The organism is Nocardia alni (assembly GCF_019038435.1).
GTDB lineage: Bacteria > Actinomycetota > Actinomycetes > Mycobacteriales > Mycobacteriaceae > Nocardia > Nocardia alni.
Map to the genome: position 1 here is coordinate 1 of NZ_JAGPOX010000025.1, position 17,869 is coordinate 17,869.

Annotated in this window: 11 protein-coding genes; 4 read left to right on the forward strand and 7 right to left on the reverse strand. The window is 66.8% G+C overall.

Going from position 1 to position 17,869, the window contains the following annotated elements; genetic code table 11:
• A partial coding sequence (locus tag JZ791_RS12410) for a D-aminoacyl-tRNA deacylase (protein WP_216894407.1) occupies window positions 1-282 on the reverse strand: 282 nt, incomplete at its 3' end.
• A 109-nt stretch (window positions 283-391) separates the two neighbouring features.
• Between JZ791_RS12410 and JZ791_RS12415 the strand changes: the two genes are divergently transcribed.
• On the forward strand, window positions 392-946 hold the full coding sequence (locus JZ791_RS12415; RefSeq protein ID WP_216894408.1) for a YbaB/EbfC family nucleoid-associated protein: 555 nt from the start codon (window positions 392-394) through the stop codon (window positions 944-946).
• Window positions 947-956: 10 nt separating this feature from the next.
• On the opposite strand, the gene JZ791_RS12420 is transcribed toward JZ791_RS12415, so the two are convergent.
• Both JZ791_RS12420 and JZ791_RS12425 read right to left on the reverse strand, forming a co-directional pair.
• Window positions 957-3,242: a serine/threonine-protein kinase gene (locus JZ791_RS12420; RefSeq protein ID WP_308162897.1), complete on the reverse strand. Its 2,286-nt coding sequence runs from the start codon at window positions 3,240-3,242 to the stop codon at window positions 957-959.
• A gap of 166 nt (window positions 3,243-3,408) precedes the next feature.
• The gene (locus JZ791_RS12425) at window positions 3,409-4,941 is read right to left on the reverse strand and encodes an amino acid permease (RefSeq protein WP_216894410.1); all 1,533 of its coding nucleotides are present in this window, start codon (window positions 4,939-4,941) and stop codon (window positions 3,409-3,411) included.
• Window positions 4,942-5,129: 188 nt separating this feature from the next.
• On the opposite strand from JZ791_RS12425, the gene JZ791_RS12430 reads away from it, so the two are divergent.
• Window positions 5,130-5,888 carry a MerR family transcriptional regulator gene (locus JZ791_RS12430; protein ID WP_216894411.1) on the forward strand — a complete coding sequence of 253 codons (759 nt, stop codon included), beginning with the start codon at window positions 5,130-5,132 and terminating at the stop codon, window positions 5,886-5,888.
• A gap of 3 nt (window positions 5,889-5,891) precedes the next feature.
• Here the strand turns inward: JZ791_RS12430 and JZ791_RS12435 are convergent, their stop codons facing one another.
• The 4 genes from JZ791_RS12435 to JZ791_RS12450 are packed head-to-tail and all read right to left on the reverse strand — an operon-like array spanning window position 5,892 to window position 10,291.
• Entirely contained in the window at window positions 5,892-6,353 is a 462-nt protein-coding gene (locus JZ791_RS12435; RefSeq protein ID WP_216894412.1) for a YbaB/EbfC family nucleoid-associated protein, read from the reverse strand.
• A gap of 35 nt (window positions 6,354-6,388) precedes the next feature.
• Window positions 6,389-7,075: a hypothetical protein gene (locus JZ791_RS12440; RefSeq protein WP_216894413.1), complete on the reverse strand. Its 687-nt coding sequence runs from the start codon at window positions 7,073-7,075 to the stop codon at window positions 6,389-6,391.
• 37 nt (window positions 7,076-7,112) lie between these two features.
• The gene (locus JZ791_RS44955) at window positions 7,113-8,642 is read right to left on the reverse strand and encodes a hypothetical protein (RefSeq protein WP_254205624.1); all 1,530 of its coding nucleotides are present in this window, start codon (window positions 8,640-8,642) and stop codon (window positions 7,113-7,115) included.
• Between the two features lie 14 nt (window positions 8,643-8,656).
• A complete protein-coding gene (locus JZ791_RS12450) occupies window positions 8,657-10,291 on the reverse strand; it encodes a hypothetical protein (protein ID WP_216894414.1) in 1,635 nt (544 codons plus the stop codon).
• Window positions 10,292-10,694: 403 nt separating this feature from the next.
• Between JZ791_RS12450 and JZ791_RS12455 the strand changes: the two genes are divergently transcribed.
• Both JZ791_RS12455 and JZ791_RS12460 read left to right on the forward strand, forming a co-directional pair.
• Window positions 10,695-11,204, forward strand: a complete 510-nt coding sequence (locus JZ791_RS12455) for a YbaB/EbfC family nucleoid-associated protein (RefSeq protein ID WP_216894415.1) — start codon at window positions 10,695-10,697, stop codon at window positions 11,202-11,204.
• A 17-nt stretch (window positions 11,205-11,221) separates the two neighbouring features.
• Window positions 11,222-17,839: a WXG100-like domain-containing protein gene (locus JZ791_RS12460; protein ID WP_216894416.1), complete on the forward strand. Its 6,618-nt coding sequence runs from the start codon at window positions 11,222-11,224 to the stop codon at window positions 17,837-17,839.
• Window positions 17,840-17,869 lie beyond the last annotated feature (30 nt).

Sequence of the window (17,869 nt, forward strand, 5' to 3'; positions counted from 1 at the left end):
GGAGGGGCGGCGGCCCTTGGCGGTGTCGGCGTAGAGGGTGAACTGGCTGACGACCAGGATGGGGGCGGACAGGTCGGCGGCGGAGCGTTCGCCCTCCAGGATGCGCAGCCGAAACAGCTTGTCGGCCAGTGCTTTCGCGGTCGCTGCCGTATCGGTGTGTGTCACGCCGACCAGGGCGGCCAGACCGTGCGGCGCGCCCGTGGCGGCCGGGTCGATGCGGCCGACCACCTCGTCGCCGACGGTTACCCGAGCGGAGCTCACCCGCTGTACCAGTATTCGCACAACGCCCATCTTGGCAGTTCGGATTTCGCTCGTCGGCTTCGCACCACGGCCATTCGTCGTTCATATCCGTGCAACGGCGGGTTCGCCGAAGTCTGTCATGGTGCCTTGGATGGCAGAGCGATTCAGTCCCGCCGAGTTGGAGGGCATGATCGAGGGCGCGCAGGATCAGTTGCGCGCCATCGCGCGCATCCAGACCGAGCGCGCGCAGTTGATCGGTACCGGGACCGCGTCCCGCAGGCGTGTGACGGTCAGCGTGAATGCCGACGGGGTCGTGATCGAGACGAAGTTCGCATCGGACGCCGACGACCTGGATCTGCCGGAGATCGCGAAGGCCGTCACCGAGGCGGCGCAGAACGCGGCACGGGACCTGGCCGAGAAGAATCGTGCGCTGATGGCGCCACTGCAGGGCCGGCGGGCGCGGATGCCCAGGCTCGCGGACCTGCTCGAGGGCATGCCCGACCTGCGCGGGAATATGCCCACACCGCCGAAGCCCTCACTCGCGCCACCGAATTCGCCCCAACGCGTGCCGTCGAGCGACGCGCCGAGCCCGGCCGATACACCGACCGCGGATGCCGGGGCGTACGAGGACGCGGTGTCCTATGAGGACGCGGCACTGGAACAGCAGCGCGACACCAGGTCTCGAACCACAGAGTCCGGTTGGTGACGGCCGGGGTTCACCACCACGACCGCGGCCGCAGCTCGTTCGCCAGATCGACCAGGGCGTAGCGCTGTAACCGGCGGGGGGTGGTGCGGGCGATGTGCCGTAGTACCAGTTCGATGCCCTCGCGCAGCTCCCGCTCGGTGTAGTGCAGGCCCAGGATGGTGGCGCCGGGTTCCGGGGGACGTTCACCCCGGCGCAGCCAGGACAGGGCCGCACCCATGACCAGGACCTGCATCTGGAGCAGGCGGGGTTCGTCGACGAGGTCGCGCAGGTGCGCGGCGGCCTCGTCCAGGTCGTCCTGCGTCAGCGTGACGGCGGGGCGCGAGGCCAGCAGCAGGCAGGCCGTCATCCGCGCGACGTTGTGGTGGCGCGAGGTCTCGGGCATCTGCTCCAGCGTGTGCACCGCGGCGCGGGTGTCGCCGCCGGCGGCCAGGCGGCGGGCCACACCGAAGGCGGCGCTGGAGATTCCGTGATTGGTCTGCCAGACCGCGCGATAGTGGTCGGTCGCGGTGCCGGCCCACCGGCTCGGGCGGGGGTCGCTCGCGTCGGATTCCTCGATATCGTCCTCGAGCAGCAGTTCCGCGGTGGCGGCCAGGGCCAGCTGCGGCGCGATCTCGCCGGGCACCATCGAGGCGACCAGATCGAAGTGCTCGTACGCCTGCTCGTGTGACCCACCGGTGAGTTCGGCCATTCCGGCGTACCACTCGATGCGCCAGTCGGTGCGGTACCCGTCGTCCAGTCCGGCCAGTTTCGAGCGCGCGTGGTGCACCTGTCCCAGATCGAGATACGCACGGATCTCGGTCAATGTGCCTTCCAGCTCGAAGGTTTCGGGTGTGGCGATCTTGCCCTTGCGCATGTTCTCGCGGCTCTGGCGCAGCGTGTCCAGGGCCCGGTTCGGATCGCCGTGCAGCAGCGGCGACAACAGTTCCGCGCTGGGATCCTCGTTGTCTATCAACGGAATCGGCAGCGCGGCCACCACACTGGCGGCGTCGAGTACGGCGACGCGGCGCACACCGTCCACGATGCCGTCGGTCTGCCGGATGAGCGTGTCGACACCGAAATCGCCGCGCGGAGCGTCGAATACGGACGAGACCTGCGGATACTCCCTACCGGTGTCCGCGGCCAGGACCAGGCGCAGCACGCCCAGCAGCTGCCGATACATCGCGTAGGCGCTCGGAAAGCGCTGTGCCGGATCGGGATCAGTAGCCCGGCGCAGCAGCCGGGAGAAGCACGGATATTGGCGCAGCACCGGTTCCTCGCCGGGCGAGGGTATTCCGGGCAGCTTGTGCCCGTGCTTGTCGGTGGGCATCCGCAGGGTCAGCGCGGCCAGGGTGCGCCCGACGGTGTAGATGTCCGAGGCCACGGTCGGTCCGGTCCGGGTGAATTCGGGCGCCTGGTATCCGGGTGTGCCGTACAGGCTCCCGCCGGACTCCCGCGCCGCCACCGCGCCCAGGTCGATCAGCTTGACGTCGTCCTCGCCGACCATGATGTTGTCGGGTTTGAGGTCGTTGTAGGCCAGCCCGAGTGAATGCAGATAATCCAGTGCCGGAAGGACTTCCAGCATGTAGGCGAGCGCCTCGGACACCGGGAGATATTCGGGCGCGCGCTGGTCCAGCTCGATCTTGAGCGAGCGCCCGCCGACGTATTCCATCACGATATAGCCGCACGGAATCCCGTCCGCGGAGCGATGTTTGACGAAGTTGTAGATCTTGACGATCGAGGGATGCGTCATCTCGGACAGGAACTGGCGCTCGGCCAGTGCGACCACATGGGCCTCGAGGTCGAGGGGGTTCTGCAAACCCTTGAGCACCACCCATCGGCCGCTGACGTTGCGGTCGCGGGCCAGGAATATCCAGCCCATCCCGCCGTAGGCCAGGCAGCCACGCACCTCGTACTGATCGGCGACGACCTCACCGGGCTGCAGCATCGGCCGGAAATTGAACGGCGAGCCGCAGTTCGCGCAGTTTCCGGCCGTGGCGCCGGCTACATCGTTGGTGGACTCGCCGGAGCGCCCCACCGGTCGCAGACATTTCCAGCAGTACCGCTTGTCCTCGGGAACCTCCGGATCGCGCAGCACCGCGGCGGTCGGATCGACCGGATTCACCCGCGGCAGCGTGACCAGCCCCGCGCCCAGCCGCCGCACGCTCGGGCGCGAGCGCACGTCGGGTTCCGCCGTCGTCGGCAGCCGCTCACCCCCCGGATTGGGCTGGGTGAGGTCCACCCGCCGGGTCCCCCACTGGTAGGGCGTACCGGGGGCATCGCGCAACTGTCGCGTCGCCAGCGGGGGCACAGCCGGCACGGGACTCCCTTGGCCAGAAGGGCTGGAATTCTCGGCCATTCGCCTTCTTCGAAACCTCGAACCTCGTATCGACCCGGAAAACCCGACCGCTCCGCAGTCTGGGACTGCGGAGCGGCCGGGGGCCGGTCCCGAGGGTGTCACGGCTGGTTACCGGGGCCTACGGGCATTAGTGCGATTGTGCCTCATCATCCGGCTTCGTGCCGGGAGACTGGTCGCGTCCCTCGAGCGGGCGCTCGGGCAGCACCGGGAACGCGCCGGTGTATCCGACCCGCTCCTGAGCCAGTGCCATTACCCGCTTGCGGGTCAGGAACCATCCCGCGGGCATCAGCACGCCTGCGACCACGGCCATCGCGACGAGCGCACCCCACTCGGTGGCGTCGCCGCTGACGGCCATCAGCACCACGACCACCGCGAGGAATACCAGCGTCGCGTAGCCGGTGTAGGGAGCGCCGAACAGTCGGAACGACGGCCTGGTCACCTTGCCCTCCTTCGACCATCGATGCAGCTGCAACTGGCAGAGGGTGATGGTGGTCCAGGCGAACATGGTGCCCAGGGCCGACATGTTCATCACGATCTCGAATGCCTTCGCCGGGACGACGGCGTTGAGCCCGACGCCCAGCAGTGCGACGCAGCCGGTGGCCAGGATGCCCACATAGGGCACACCGTTCTTGTTCATTCGCGAGGCGATCTTCGGGGCCGTGCCGTTCATGGACAGCGAGCGCAGGATGCGGCCGGTGGAGTACAGCCCGGCGTTCAAGCTGGAGAACGCCGCGGTCAGTACGACCAGGTTCATGAACGTCGCGCCGCCGTGGATGCCCAGTTTGGCGAAGAACGTGACGAACGGGCTGACCTTCGGGTTGAAGTCCGACCACGGAATCAGCAGCGACAGCAGAAGCAGCGAGCCTACGTAGAACAACGCGATGCGCACGATGACGGAGTTGATCGCGCGGGGCATGATCTTCTCCGGGTTCTCCGCCTCGCCGGCCGCGGTGCCGATCAGCTCGACCGCCGCGTAGGCGAAGATGACGCCCGTGACGGACAGCGCCAGTGGCCATGTGCCGTGTGGGAACAGGCCGCCGTGCTGGCTGATCACGCTCCAACCGGTGCTCTGACCGTCCAGCTTGAACCGTCCACCCAGGAATACGACACCCAGGACCAGGAACCCGACCAGCGCGACGACCTTGATCAGCGCGGCCCAGAACTCCATCTCGCCGAACCACTTCACCGAGATCATGTTGATGCTCAGCACGATGGCCAGCGCGATGAAGGCGAGCACCCACTGTGGCACGACCTTGAACGCGCCCCAGAAGTGCATGTAGGTGGCGATCGCGGTGATATCCGCGATGCCGGTCATGCACCAGTGGAAGAAGTACATCCAGCCGACGCCGAACGCGAGCTTCTCGCCGTAGAATTCCCGGGCATAGGAGACGAACGAGCCGGAGGACGGCCGGTGCAGGACCAGCTCACCCAGGGCGCGAAGTATGAAGAATACGAAGATGCCGCAGACAGCATACGCGATGAACAGGCTCGCGCCCGAGGAGTGCAACCGGGCGCTCGCACCCAGGAACAGACCCGTTCCGATGGCGCCGCCGATTGCGATCATCTGCAGCTGGCGTGGGCGAAGCGCCTTGTGGTAGCCCTCGTCCTCCGCAGTCAGCGCATTGTTCTGCGTCTGCGGAGGAGGTTGAAGGGTGGTCATTGGGCGGGGCCCTTTCCTGTGATGCCAATCATACCGCTGTGTGGTGTAACGTACCGCTGAAAGATGGCACATGCAAGGGGCTGGGTCAGTTTTGGTGAGTTGTAACGTCATGGAAATCCAACGCAGCCACCGAAACCCGTTGGTAACCGATGCTGTGGCCAGCGGTTTCGCTATGGTTTCCTGGAGGTATGGCAGTGGAATCTGAGTTCACGATCGACGAGCTCGCTCGCGAGTCCGGGATGACGGTACGCACTCTGCGCGTATATAACGAGCGAGGGTTGCTCCCACCACCGCAACTAAAGGGCCGCACGGGGTTCTACAGCGAAGAGCACCTCAATCGAGTTCGCATCATCAGCCGGTTGCTCGATCGTGGCATCAAGCTCAACGGCGTTCGTGATCTGCTGGAGGCCTGGGATCGGGGCGACGACCTGGCCGCAGTGCTCGGGGTGAGCGCCGTCTCGGCCCCGGTCGCACCCCCGCCGTCCAGGCCGACACCCGCGACCGTCGAAACCACTGTCGCCGCGGCGGATCTGGCCGAACGCTACGCGGATATTCCCAACGGCCTGGCCCGGGTTGTGCAGGCCGGGCTGTACGAGCCACAGGACGCGGCCACGTATCGGGTGAAGGACCCGCAGCTGGTCGATATCGCCGCGCAGCTACAGGCCGCGGGTGTGCCGCCGACGCGGGTGCTGGACGAGTTGGAGCGGCTGCGCGACGACTGTGATCACATCGCACGGCAGTTCGTGGACATGTTCGAGCGCACGGCGGTGCGGGAGTTCCGTCGTTCCGAGCGCTCGTCGCAGGATGTGGCGGAACTGGTCGCGCACCTCTCGATGACACGCGTCACGCCCGGCCGGGTGGCGGGAGAACTCATCGGCCAGTACGTGACTCGCTACCTCGAGCATGTGACGCGCGAACTGGGAGATGTGCTGCCCGACGGGGTATGAGGCTCAGTCGGCGTCGTCGTTGACCGACCAGCGTCGGTCGCGGGCGTCGTCCTGGTTGCGGTCCGCGGGCGGGGTGAACGGGGCGCGTTGCGTCTCGGGGGTTTTCGCGCGCAGATCGGGCAGGCCCTCGACCATCGCGGACAGGCTCGGCAGGCGCGAGCGAGTCTTGCGGATCGGCTTCATCAGCTCTTCGGCCATGCGGGCGACCTTGACCGCCGCGTCCTGCGCGGCCTCGGTCACCGCCATCGCGATGTCGTCGTAGTCCAGATCGTCGATGTCGTCGGAGAATTCGGTGTCGATGGGGACGCCGTCGGCATTGCAGGTGACGGTGACCCGCCCCTCGCGGGCGCTGGCGGTGGCGGTGAGTTCGGTGCGCTTGCGCTGCACCTCGGCGATGGAACGGATCTGCGAGTTGACCGTGTCCATCAGGTCTGCGATGTCGGCCTTGGTTCGCTCATTGTCCACGGTGGTGAAACCTCCTGGTTTCAGGGTGTTTTCAATCAGACTATATTGAATTCGTAAGTGGCGTATCGGGGTTTTTCCATTCCGGCCTCCTCCCAGTAGTAACTGTGGCGGCCGATATGACCCAGCCGGACCCTGGTGTCCGCCATGACGCGAAAACCACTGCGGCGCACGCGTTCACAGAACGAGTACTCGGCATTCATGTACCAGTAGTCGTCCTGGCCCTGGGGGAGCAGCATGGGGAGGAAGTACGGGACGGTGACGCGGTCGAACTGCTTGTTGCACACCGGAAGTTCCTCGTGCACGATCATCTGCTCGTACACCACCCGCTGGGTGTAGAAGAAACCCATTGCCGCGTAACGGATCTCCAGTAGACCCCCGCCCTCACCGAAAGTGATCCGGGGGGTATCCGGCAGCAGGCTGCACGCCAGTTCGCGTACGCCCTTGCGCGGGTAGATGCCGCAGGCGACCGGCAGGTCGTGCTCGCGCAGCATATCGACGGAGTTCGCGTCGAAACCGATATCGGAATCGATCCACATCAGCGCCTCGTAGTCCTCGAGCAGCGCGTCGGTGGCCATCTGACTGCGCCCCTGATCGATCGCGGCGTAGCGGGGCACGGCGCGCACGGCATAGCCGCGGGCCTCGAGCTGGCCCAGTCCCCGGGCGCATTCGGGTTCGAGGTATCCGCCGATCGGAACCAGGACGATGCAGCGGGATGGGTCCATCGAATACTTCGCTTTCGTTCGCTTGGGGTGGCAGGGGTCAGAAGTTGAAGGTGAACGAGCTGAATCGCTCGCGCGCGGAGCCCGCGTCCTCCCATTCGTACGTTTGCCGGCCGATGTGGCCCAACCGGATCCGGGTGTCGGCCATCACCCGGTATCCGCAGCGGTGCGCCCGCTCGCAGAAGGCGAAGTCCTCGCCCAGGTACCAGAAGTTCTCGCCGACCGGCACGGCCATCGGGAGGAAGTACGGCACAACCGGCCGGCCGAACTGCTTGTTACAGGTCGGAAGCCCCTCGTGCTCCTGGATATTCTCGTACACCTCGCGCTTGGTCAGCAGGAATCCCGTTGCGCCGTACTTGATCTCGGCCAGTCCGCCGCCGACGCCGAAGGTCATATGCTGTGTCCCCGGCGAGAGGTGGACCACCAGCTCGCGCTGGCCCTTCTTGGAGTAGATGGCGCATGAGATCGGCAGATTGAGGCGGCGCAGCTGCTCGACCGCGTCGACCGGGAAGGAGATGTCGGCGTCGATCCAGAACAGCTCATCGAATCCGGCCGCCAGCGCATCGCTGGCCATCTGGCTGCGTACCTGGTCGATGCCCGAGGCGCCGTACACCCGCCACACCGGATAGCCCAGCTGCTCGAGTTCGAAAAGACCGCGCGCGCAATCGGGTTCGATGCTGTCGGCGACCGGGACCAGGATCACGCAGCGCGAGGGGTCCAAGGGCTCGCGCGGATCGAGGGGCGCCAGGCGGTGATCCGGCTCCGGCTCGGGGGCGGCGACGAGTGGGTTGTCCGGGTCGGCCGCGATGGCGCGCGCCACCTTCGGGACGACGAGTTCGAGCTCGTTCGCGGTGAGGAATCGCTCGAGCTCGGTGACCCGGTCATCCTCGCCGTCGATGGCCTGCGGGTCCGGCGCCGGGTGGGCCTGCACGCTGCGGACCGTGACGGCGTCGACGATGGCGATCTGATCCTGGGCGGGAATGGTCGGCCACATCGAGCTCAGGCCCAGGCCGGTCGTGGTGTCGGCGAACTCGGCCAGGCAACTGCGCAGCAGGCTGTGGCTGAAGCAGGGGGCGACGGTATCGACGAAATTCGTGTAGCGCAGCACGTTTCCCGCTACGACCCGGGTGATGTCGTGGTCGGCGTGGCTATCGGTGGAGAAGGCGGGCTGAGCCAGCGACAGGTGGTATTCGGCGATGATGTCGAACATCGCGTTGATCGAGGCCAGATCCGCCTCGATATGGTCGTCCGGCAGCCAGATGTAGTCGTAGCCCGCGATGGTGTCGGACAGTTCGTCGATCACCTGGTGCAGCGCGGGCCATTTCGGGCCCTTCGCCTCGACCAGGGTGATGTCGGGGCTCTGGAAAGGCTCCGGATCGTCCCCGGCGTAGCCGACGATCAGATCCCAGTTCCGGTCGCCCGGACCGCTCAGCCACACCGCGTGCTGGGAGGAGTCGCCGGCACGGACGATGACCAGGTTGCGGCGTTGCTGTGCTGCCGGCTCGCCGGACTGCGGCGCCTCGGCGTCGGTGGATTGTGGTGCCTCGGACTCGCCCGGCTGCTGTGCCACTGGTCTCGCTCCGCTCACTTCTCGGCAGCCGACGGCGCAGGGACGTCGGACGATTCTGGGGTCTCGGGGGATTGCGCTGTCTCGCTGGGTGATTCCACTGCCTCGGCGAGCGGTTGCGCCGATACCTCCTGCGCGGACCGCTCGGCATCGTCGCTGGACGATTCCGCCGCCTGCTCTTGGTCCTGCTTCGGCTCGGGTGGCGGGCCCAGGTGATAGGTGTAGGTGTCGAAGCGGGCGGTGTCGATGCCCGCCTCCTCCCAGCTGTACGCATCCCGGCCGATGTGCCCCAGGCGAATTCGAGTATCGGCCATGACCTTGAAGCCGCTGCGCCGCGCCCGCTCGGAGAAGGCGAAGTCCTCGCCGAGATACCAGTGGTTTTCGCCGTCCAGGGTGATCATCGGCAGGAAGTAGGGCACGGTCGGCCGGTGGAACTGCTTGTTGCAGACCGGAAGCTGTTCGGCCGCTTCGATCTTCTCGTAGACCACTCGCTTGGTGAGCAGGAATCCCGTTGCGGCGTACTTGATCTCGATCGGTCCGCCGTGCCGCCCGAACACCAGCTTCTCGGTGCCTGGCTCGAAGTGCACCGTCAGCTCGCGCTTGCCCTTCTTGGCGTAGACCGCGCAGACGAGCGGCAGGTCCAGGGCGCGCAGGCGGTTCACCGCGTCGAAGGGGAACTCGATGTCGGAGTCGATCCACATCAACTCCTCGAATCCGGCCGCCAGCGCGTCGGTCGCCATCTGGCTGCGCGCCTGATCGATCGCCGACGCCCCGTACAGCCGCCACACCGTGTAGCCCTGCCGCTCCAGCTCGAAAAGCCCACGGGCACAGGCTGGTTCGATCTTATCGGCCACCGGGACCAGTACCACGCACCTGGCCGGATCCAGGACATTGCGCGCCGGCGCCTGCCAGCTGAGACGACGCTTGACCAGGCTGGCCGGTTCCGGGAATCCCGCCGGGATACCGCGGTGCACGACCTGCGGCTGGCGCGAGATGCCCTTGCGCCGCATATAGGCCTGGTACTCCTCCTCCGGATCCTCCACGCCCGCTTCCTGCACCGCGCGATAGAGCGGACCGGAGCCCTGCTGGCGGGTGTGCCGCACGGGGGTGATGTCGAGGATGGCGGTCTGGCCCTCGGTCAGCATGCTCGCCCAGACGTAGTCCATGCCCCAGCCGGTCTGGGTCTCCCCGAATTCGCCGAGCGTGCGGTGCAGGAAGTCGCGGCTCAGTATCGGCCCCATGACCTCGGCGAAGTTGGTGAAGCGCAGCGTGTAGCGGGGATCGATCTTGGTGATCGGGTGCACGATCGAACTGTCCGCGGTCAGCGCGGGCTGGGCCAGGGAGAGCCGGTATTCGGCGCAGTAGTCGAACATCATGTTGACCGTCGCGGTGTCCGCGTCGAGGTCGTCGTCCGGTAGCCAGATGTAGTCGTACTGGTTGATCGCCTCGCCGAGTTCATCGATCAGCGTGCGCAGCGGGGGCCATTTCGGACCCTTGGCGTCCACCCGCACCGCATCGGGATACCGGAAGATGTCGGGATCGTCGCCGTAGTAGCTGACGATCAGATCCCAGTTCCGGTCCACGGGACCGGCCATCCAGTTCTCGTGCAGCGACGTGTCGCCGGCACGGACAATGACTAGATTGCGTCGCACTTCGCCAGTATTACATTGCACTGCGATACTCGCCCGCGCGCACTTTTCCTCAGCAGCCTTCGCCGCGCCGCGCCGGGCGGCCACGGTAACCGTGATACGTCTTTCGCGCGCCAATTCTCGACCACACCGAATCTTCCTCTCGCCCAGGAGAAGCCCAATGTGCAGGCGGCACTGTCTCGTTCACCTGCTCGGCAGATTACCGCAACCCAGACGAGCACTGCGTGCCATCTGGAAGTAATGCTGGTGAAACGTTCCGCAGTTCGGTCGCGATGAGGTTGAATATAGGGAAAAGCCAACCGTGCCGGGCGTTCTGCCGGGGCGCAGCCGAGTGCGCCTTCGGACGATCTTTCCCGGCATGCGTCGCGGTCGGTCCGGGGCTAGCATTGGGCGGTGGAGGTTGCCGATGAGCGCAGGCATGAGTAATGAGCGATTGATGGCTGATGCTGCGATGTTGATGGACGCGTTCAAGGAGCAAATGTCTGGCATCGCCGGGGTTCAGCGCGACCGGTCTCAGCTCACGGCCACCGTCACTGCCTGCGACAAGCGGATATCGGTCACTGTCAACGCAGATGGCATCTTGATAGCTACGAAGTTCGCCGAGGACATCAGGGATATCTCCTATGAGGAGATCGCCGCGGCGATGACTCAGGCCGTGCAGGCCGCGGCGCAGAAGGTGCAGAAAATGAGCGCCGAACTCATGGAACCGCTGCGGGAGCAGAAGGCAAGGTTGCCGCGCCTGTCGGACATCATCGAGGGCGCACCCGATCTCGGCGAGATGATGCCCGTCGCGCCGCCGGTATCACTGAGCCCGCCGGATTCGGACGAGCGTGTCCGTGCGGCGGAACGACCCGACATGATCTTCCAGGATGTGGAGGATATGCCGCGCTCGTTCATCAGTGATACCGACCGGTAGGTGCTGGTTGTACCGATATGGGACTTTATCTGCCACCAGAGCTTCGCTGGCTCGGCTATGTCGCGGGATCGGAATGGCCCGACGGCGATGAGACCGTAATCTGGGAGGTCGCCCAGATCTGGCACGACGCCGCGAACGGTATTCGCGGGGTCGTTCCCGAGGTGCAGACCGCCAAGGGCCAGGCCGTCGGCGCCTACCGCTCCGGCTCGGGCGCGGACAGCATCTCGCAGATGTTCGACGAGATCCTCAACGGCGACAGCTCGTTGGATCAGCTGGCCACCTATATGGATCAGCTCGGCGACGCCGCCAACAGTATGGGCACCTCGGTGCAGTCGGCCAAGCTCATGGTGATCATCTCGCTGATCCTGCTGGCCATCGAGATCGCCTGGGCCTGGGCGTTTCCGCCGACCGCACCCGCGGTCGAGGCGGCCGAGGTGGGCGCGACGCGGTTGGTCGTGCGATTCCTGGGCCGAATGATCGAGGATCAGATCGTAGAGCGCGTGCTGCGGCTCTTCGGCGAGAAGTTCGCTCAGCTGGCCAAGGGCTGGGTCGCCACGATCCTCAAGGGCGCACTGACCTCCGGCGGCGTCGACGCCGCCGTGCAACTGGGCGAGATGGCCGCGGGCCATCAAAAGAACTTCAACGTCAACGAATTCGCCACCTCACTGCTCGGCGGCGCGGCCGCGGGCGCCGGCGGCAAGCTGTTCGGCGACATCTTCGGCAAGCAGAGCTCCAAGCTGTTCGGCGATCTGTCGAATACGTTCGCGCGCACCGGGCACGGCATGCTCGTCGGCGCGGCGGGTGGCGAATTCGGCAACCTGGTCACCGATCTCGTGGCCGCGGGCATGACCGGAGACTGGTCCGGCACCTTCGGCAACGCCGCGGGCTGGGCCGGCGGCGCCGCGCACGGTGTGATGAGCGGTGGCGTCCGGGCGTTCCGGGGCGATTACGTCCCGTCGGGATCGTTCAAATTCGAGGTCGGGTCCTTCGACAAGGAGGGCAACGGCTGGTCCGCGGGCTTCACTAAATCGGGGGACGACGCGCCGATCGTGACGTCGACCGGATATCGCGGCGGCAGTTCGAATTCCGGCGGCGACGACAAACTGTCGTCGCCGGTGCCCGGCGGTCGTTCCGGGGCCGGTAACAGTGACGAGATCTCCAGTCCCATCAACGGTTCCAGCAATCGTGGCGTGAACGATCCGTCCAATCGTGGCGTGAACGATCCGTCGAATACGGGTAATTCGAACGGCATTCGGTCCACGAACGGATCGGACTCCACGAATGCTCCTGGCGCGCCGCGGTCTACGCCTGTCCGTGATCCATCGGAACAGTCGAATCCGATCACCAGCGGGACGACCGACGACACGCGCACCACGCCGGCCGGTACGACCGACGAGACCGTGTCCACCGGGAACGCCGGTGGCGCGAAACCCGCGACCGTAGAGGATTCCAGTAGCAACGGCAACGTCGGTGGCACCGGCGGCCTCGGTGGGCAGCGATCGACACCCAGCGAGGGCACCGAGGGGCAGCAGTCCGAGAACGTACCGTCGTCTTCGTCCTCGCAGTCCTCCACGTACTCCTCGGTCGGCGCCGGAGACGGCACGACCGCGCGTCCGACGCTGCGCATCGACACCAGCGTCGCGAACAGCCCGAGCAGCTCGACCAAGGGCTCGGTGGAGGACGAGGTGTCGCCGGTGAGCCCGGTCAGCCCGGGATCGCGGTCCTCACTGAGCGACGAGCCCGTCAGCCCGATCGACGAGGAGGAGACCCCGCCCTGGAGCCAGACCGGCGGCCAGACCCAGTCCTCGAGTCTCGGATCGAATTCCGGTGCGGCCCAGTCGAGTCCGGTCGAATCGACCTCGAGCCCGGCGGCCGGGGCGAACTCCTCGCCGACCACGTCGAGCAGCTCGCCCGCTCGGTCGTCGGGTCTGTCGTCGAGCAGCACCGGCGGATCGAGCGGCACGGCGTCGGGGACGCGCAACCCCCTGGCCGCGTCCTCGACGGGTGCGCAGGCCGGTGGTTCGGCCGGGTCGACGTCGTCCACGGCCACCGGCGGCGTCCGCGGCGCGGCGAGCACCGGCGACGGCTCGTCGCCCCTGCCGACCCGATCCAGCAGTCTCGGCAGCGGAAGTTCCAGCGGGACCCCGAGCGACTCCTCGCCCAGCAGCGGCGGTGTGCGCAACCCGAGCAACAGTTCGCCGTCCCCGTCGAGCACCAGCAGCCCGAGCGAGAGCACGGTGACGCCCGGGTCGAGAACCGGTACCGGCGGCGGTGATTCGAACTCCTCGAGCGACACACCGCTGGCTCCGTACGGATCTCGTGCCGGCGCAGGGGATTCCGGATCGCCGACGCCGGGCGTTACCGGCGGCAGGTCCGGTTCCGGCGCCGGGAACGACGATCCGACGTGGAAGCGGAACAAGGACGGCACCGTCACCGTCAAGCTCCCCGACGGCACCGAGGTCCAGGTGCAGGAGGGCTTCGTCTACGTCGGCACGCCGGGCCGCGCCGACGGCGGTGGCGATTACGAGCCGCACTATCTCGGCCGGGACGGGTCGGTGCGGCTGGCCGGGCCCAACGGGTCGACGGTCACCGTCAAACCCGACGGCGAGACCGAAACCGTCCAGCGCGGCGGCGAGGCGAAGACCAAGTACCAGCCGGACGGCACGAAGATCGAGTCCGCGCCCGGCGAGCCGACCCGGGTCACCACCCCCGACGGCACCGAGCACATCGTGCCGACCGACAAGGCGGGGTGGACCAGGACGGGAAACGGCGGGTTCACCGTCACCTCGCACGACGGTACCGAGCACACCATCGACAAGGACGGCAACATCGTCATCGGCCGTCCCGGCGACGAGCACGGCATCAAGGTGTCCGCCGATGGCAAGTCCGTCGATTTCGTCGGCCCCGACCACGAAACAGGTTCCGGGACAGGCAAGTCCGGCCGTACGGGGTGGTGGCGTTTCGGTGGCGGCAAGCCGGCCGGGCACGCGGGCGAGCAGAGCTTCGGCCGGCCCGATCGCACGACGCATACCGTGCTGCCCGACGGCGGTGGTGTGCGCACCACCGGCCCGGACGGCTCGACGACGACCGTGAAGCCGGACGGCTCGACAGAATTCACCCACAACGGCCGTACCACTGCCTACGACCCCGAGGGACAGAAGATCGAGTCCGGCGGGGACGAGCCCACCGTGGTCACCAAGCCCGACGGCACCACCCACGACATACCGATGGGCGAGTCGAGCTGGGAGAAGTCCGGCGGCGGCTTCAACATGGATTCCCACGAGGGCACCACCCACACCCTGGACGACGGGGGCAAGACGGTGTCGGTGGGGCGCGGGCAGAAGGATCCGCTGCGATTCACCCTGCACACCGGCGCCAAGGCCGGCGAATCCTCCGGGGACGCCAAGTCTTCCGGCGACGAGAAGGCGTCGGGTTCCGACGACGCCAAGTCCGGTGACAAGCCGAGCCTGATCGGTTCCCTGGCCAAGCGCCTGGGCTTCGGCGGCGCCAAGAACGAGCCCCGGTCGGTCGACTTCTACGGCCACGACGACAAACCGGTGAAACTCGAGGTCAGCGACAAGGGCATCGTCAAGATCACCAACCCGGACGAGTCCACCGTCACCGTCAGGCCGGACGGCTCGGCCGAATTCGTCTCCAAAGACGGTGTCAAGACCGGATTCCGTTCCGGTGGTAAGGAATCCGGTTCGAAGTCCGAGTGGGCCGACAGCGACGCCAGTTGGAGCAAGGACGACGAGGGCAAGGTGACGATCACCTCGCCGGACGGCCGTAAATTCACCGTCAGCGGTGAAAAGGACGCCAAGGACATCAGTTTCGAGCACCCGGGCGATGCGGAGCAGTCGGTCACCGTGAAGCCCGACTACTCGATCGAGGTCGGTCGCGGCGACACCACCGCGCACACCGTGAAGCCCGACAACTCGGTGGAAACCAAGACCCCCGAGGGCGTCACCACCACCGTGCACACCAACGGCACGATGAGGCACGTGCAGACCGACGAGACCACCACGGTGATGAAGCCGGAGGGCACCGAGGTGCGCACCGGCCCCGATCAGCCGACCGTGGTGATCCGCGAGGACGGCACCGAACAGATCCTCGAATCCGACCACTCGGTGAAGGTGACCGAACCCGACGGCACCACCCACACCATCAACGATTCGAGGAACCCGCTGCTCGGCCGGGAGACCACCCACCCGGACGGTTCGCGCACCACGGTCGCGAAGTCGCCCGACGGATTCGGGCTCGGCGACCGGATCACCGGCCCGCGCCGTCCCGAGGGCGTGGACCTGAACCGGCCCGACGGCACGAAGCTGGAGCTCAACGGTAAGGGTGAGGTCAAGGTCACCGACCCGAGCGGCACGACCTACGAGAAGACCTCCGGCGGCAAGGTCAAGGTCACCGGTCCGGACGGGGAAGAGGTCGGCGACAAGCAGCCCATCGAGTCCAAGGGCGGCACCGCGAAACTGTCCAACGGCGCGACCATCGAGAACACCCCCGACGGCTTCAAGGTGTTCCACGACGACTCGGTGTCCGAGGTCGGCAAGTCCGGCGTGAAATTCACCGATATGGAAGGGATTTCGCGCGAGACCCAGCCCGACGGGATGATCCGGACGAAGACTCCCCCGAAGGGGGGCGCGAAGTATCCCGACGGGGATTCCGACGCGGAGGTCCCCGGCAACACCATCCGCGAGGTTCGCCCCGACGGTTCTGTCCGCGTGACCGAACCCGACGGAACCTCCTCGGGCAGCCGCCCGGACGGCACCAGTTGGACCGTCGACAAGGACGGCATGGTCCACGTCAACGAGCCCGACGGCACCATGCTGCCGCCGGTCGACCGCGCCTCGCCGCACCTGACCGGCGGTCAGATCGTCGGGCTGCTGCGTTCGCGGTATGTCGCGCCCCCGCAGCAGCCGCCCCCGATGGAGTACGTCGCGCCGATAGCGCCGTCGAGCGAGGAAATGATTCCGGTGGACATGTTCACCGAATCGCAGCCGCCGCCGTACATCCCGCCGCCGCCCTACAACCCTCCTCCGTTCACATACACCCCGCCCCCGTTCACCTACAACCCGCCGTGGTCGAACAACTGGGACAACTACCACGCGACCAATCCGGCCGGTTTCCACGAGCCGGACATGTCGGGTCTCAACAATCTGGCGGGCCGCGAGGCCGCGGGACTGGGCAACCTGTCCCACCTGGCGTCGGGCCTGTCCGCGCCCGCGGGTCTGTCGGCGCGTGAACTGGCAGGTCTGTCGAACCTGTCGAACATTCCGGGCCTGTCGAGTCTCGGTGCGATGAACGGACTTTCGGCGCAGCAACTGGCGGGTCTGTCGGGATTGAACGGCCTGGCCGGTCTGTCGCCGTCGCAGCTGTCGAGCCTGTCGAGCCTGTCGCCCTCGCAGCTGGCGAATCTGGCCGGTCTGTCGCCGTCGGAGCTGTCGCAACTGTCGAATCTGTCGCCGCAGCAGCTCGCCGCGCTCTCTGGCATGTCGCCGCAGCAGCTGGCGGCACTGTCGCCCGCGCAGTTGGCGAGCTTGTCGCCGCAGCAGCTCGCGTCGCTGGCGAGCCTGTCGCCGCAGCAGCTTTCGGCGCTGTCGAACATGTCACCCTCGGAGTTGGCGAGCCTGTCGCCGCAGGAGCTGTCCGCGCTGGCGGGCATGTCACCCCAGCAGATCGCGCAGCTGGCGAACATGTCGCCGCAGCAGGTGCAGAACCTGCTGTCGAATATGGCAGGAACCAACGGGGGACAGGGTAATTCGACCGGATCGTCGGGCGCGGACGGCGGTGCGCTGTCCGGGCTCAACGGCCTCCAGTCGGCGCTGAACAGCCTCTCGGGCCTGGGCGGCCTGAACGGGCTGAACGATCTGGCGGGCAACCACGACATGTCTGCCCTGACGAACGCGCTCAGCGGACAGAACGGATTCCCGGGTCTGTCGGCCTCGGACATGCTGAATTCCGCGGGGCAGAACGGATTCGGCGGTTCGGACGGTCTGGGGTCCGGTGACGGATCGGGCGGCAGCGGTCAGGGCGAATCGCCCACTCAGGAGTACGGTCCCGACGCGGCCAAGTCGATGGCCGACGTCACCAACGATTCGGGCTCGCCGCACGCCGGAGCGGACGGCTCGGGTCCGGGACATCAGGATCCGGTGCAGACCGAGGATCCTCAGTCGCAACACAATCCGATGGGGCACGGCGGCGCGGGATCCCCGGGCGGCGGTGAGCCGGAGGGATCCCCCGGAGCAGGTGGCGGCCGCCCGTCGCCGGAGGCCGAGGAAGCCGAGCGTAAGAAGGATCGGAAGAAGAAACGTACCGCCCGGAAAAAACGCAAGCCGCCCAAGGCTTTGCTGGTGCCCTCGCCGGACGACGAGTTGGCGCCCGAGGACGACGAGCTGGAGTCCGAGGACGACGAGTTGGAGTCCGACGATGACGAGTTGGAGTCCGATGACGAGCAAGCGCCTGAATACCAGCAGCCACCTTACGACGAGCTGGTACCCGAACCCGCCGCGGACGTGGACGTCATGTTCAACCTGGGGAATCCGGCCGGCGCCCAGACGCGTTCGAACAACAAGCCGATCACCGTCACGGTGAACTCGGCGCCCGACAGCGAACCACCCGGAGCCTGAAAAGTGGTTACAGGCTCGACTCGAAGCACT

Bases quoted from the DNA above. Each gene is read 5' to 3' on its own strand.
- JZ791_RS12425 (WP_216894410.1), bottom strand. From the start codon at position 4,941: ATGACCACCCTTCAACCTCCTCCGCAGACGCAGAACAATGCGCTGACT.
- JZ791_RS12460 (WP_216894416.1), top strand. From the start codon at position 11,222: ATGGGACTTTATCTGCCACCAGAGCTTCGCTGGCTCGGCTATGTCGCG.
- JZ791_RS12455 (WP_216894415.1), top strand. From the start codon at position 10,695: ATGAGCGCAGGCATGAGTAATGAGCGATTGATGGCTGATGCTGCGATG.
- JZ791_RS12440 (WP_216894413.1), bottom strand. From the start codon at position 7,075: ATGGACCCATCCCGCTGCATCGTCCTGGTTCCGATCGGCGGATACCTC.
- JZ791_RS12430 (WP_216894411.1), top strand. From the start codon at position 5,130: ATGGCAGTGGAATCTGAGTTCACGATCGACGAGCTCGCTCGCGAGTCC.
- JZ791_RS12415 (WP_216894408.1), top strand. From the start codon at position 392: ATGGCAGAGCGATTCAGTCCCGCCGAGTTGGAGGGCATGATCGAGGGC.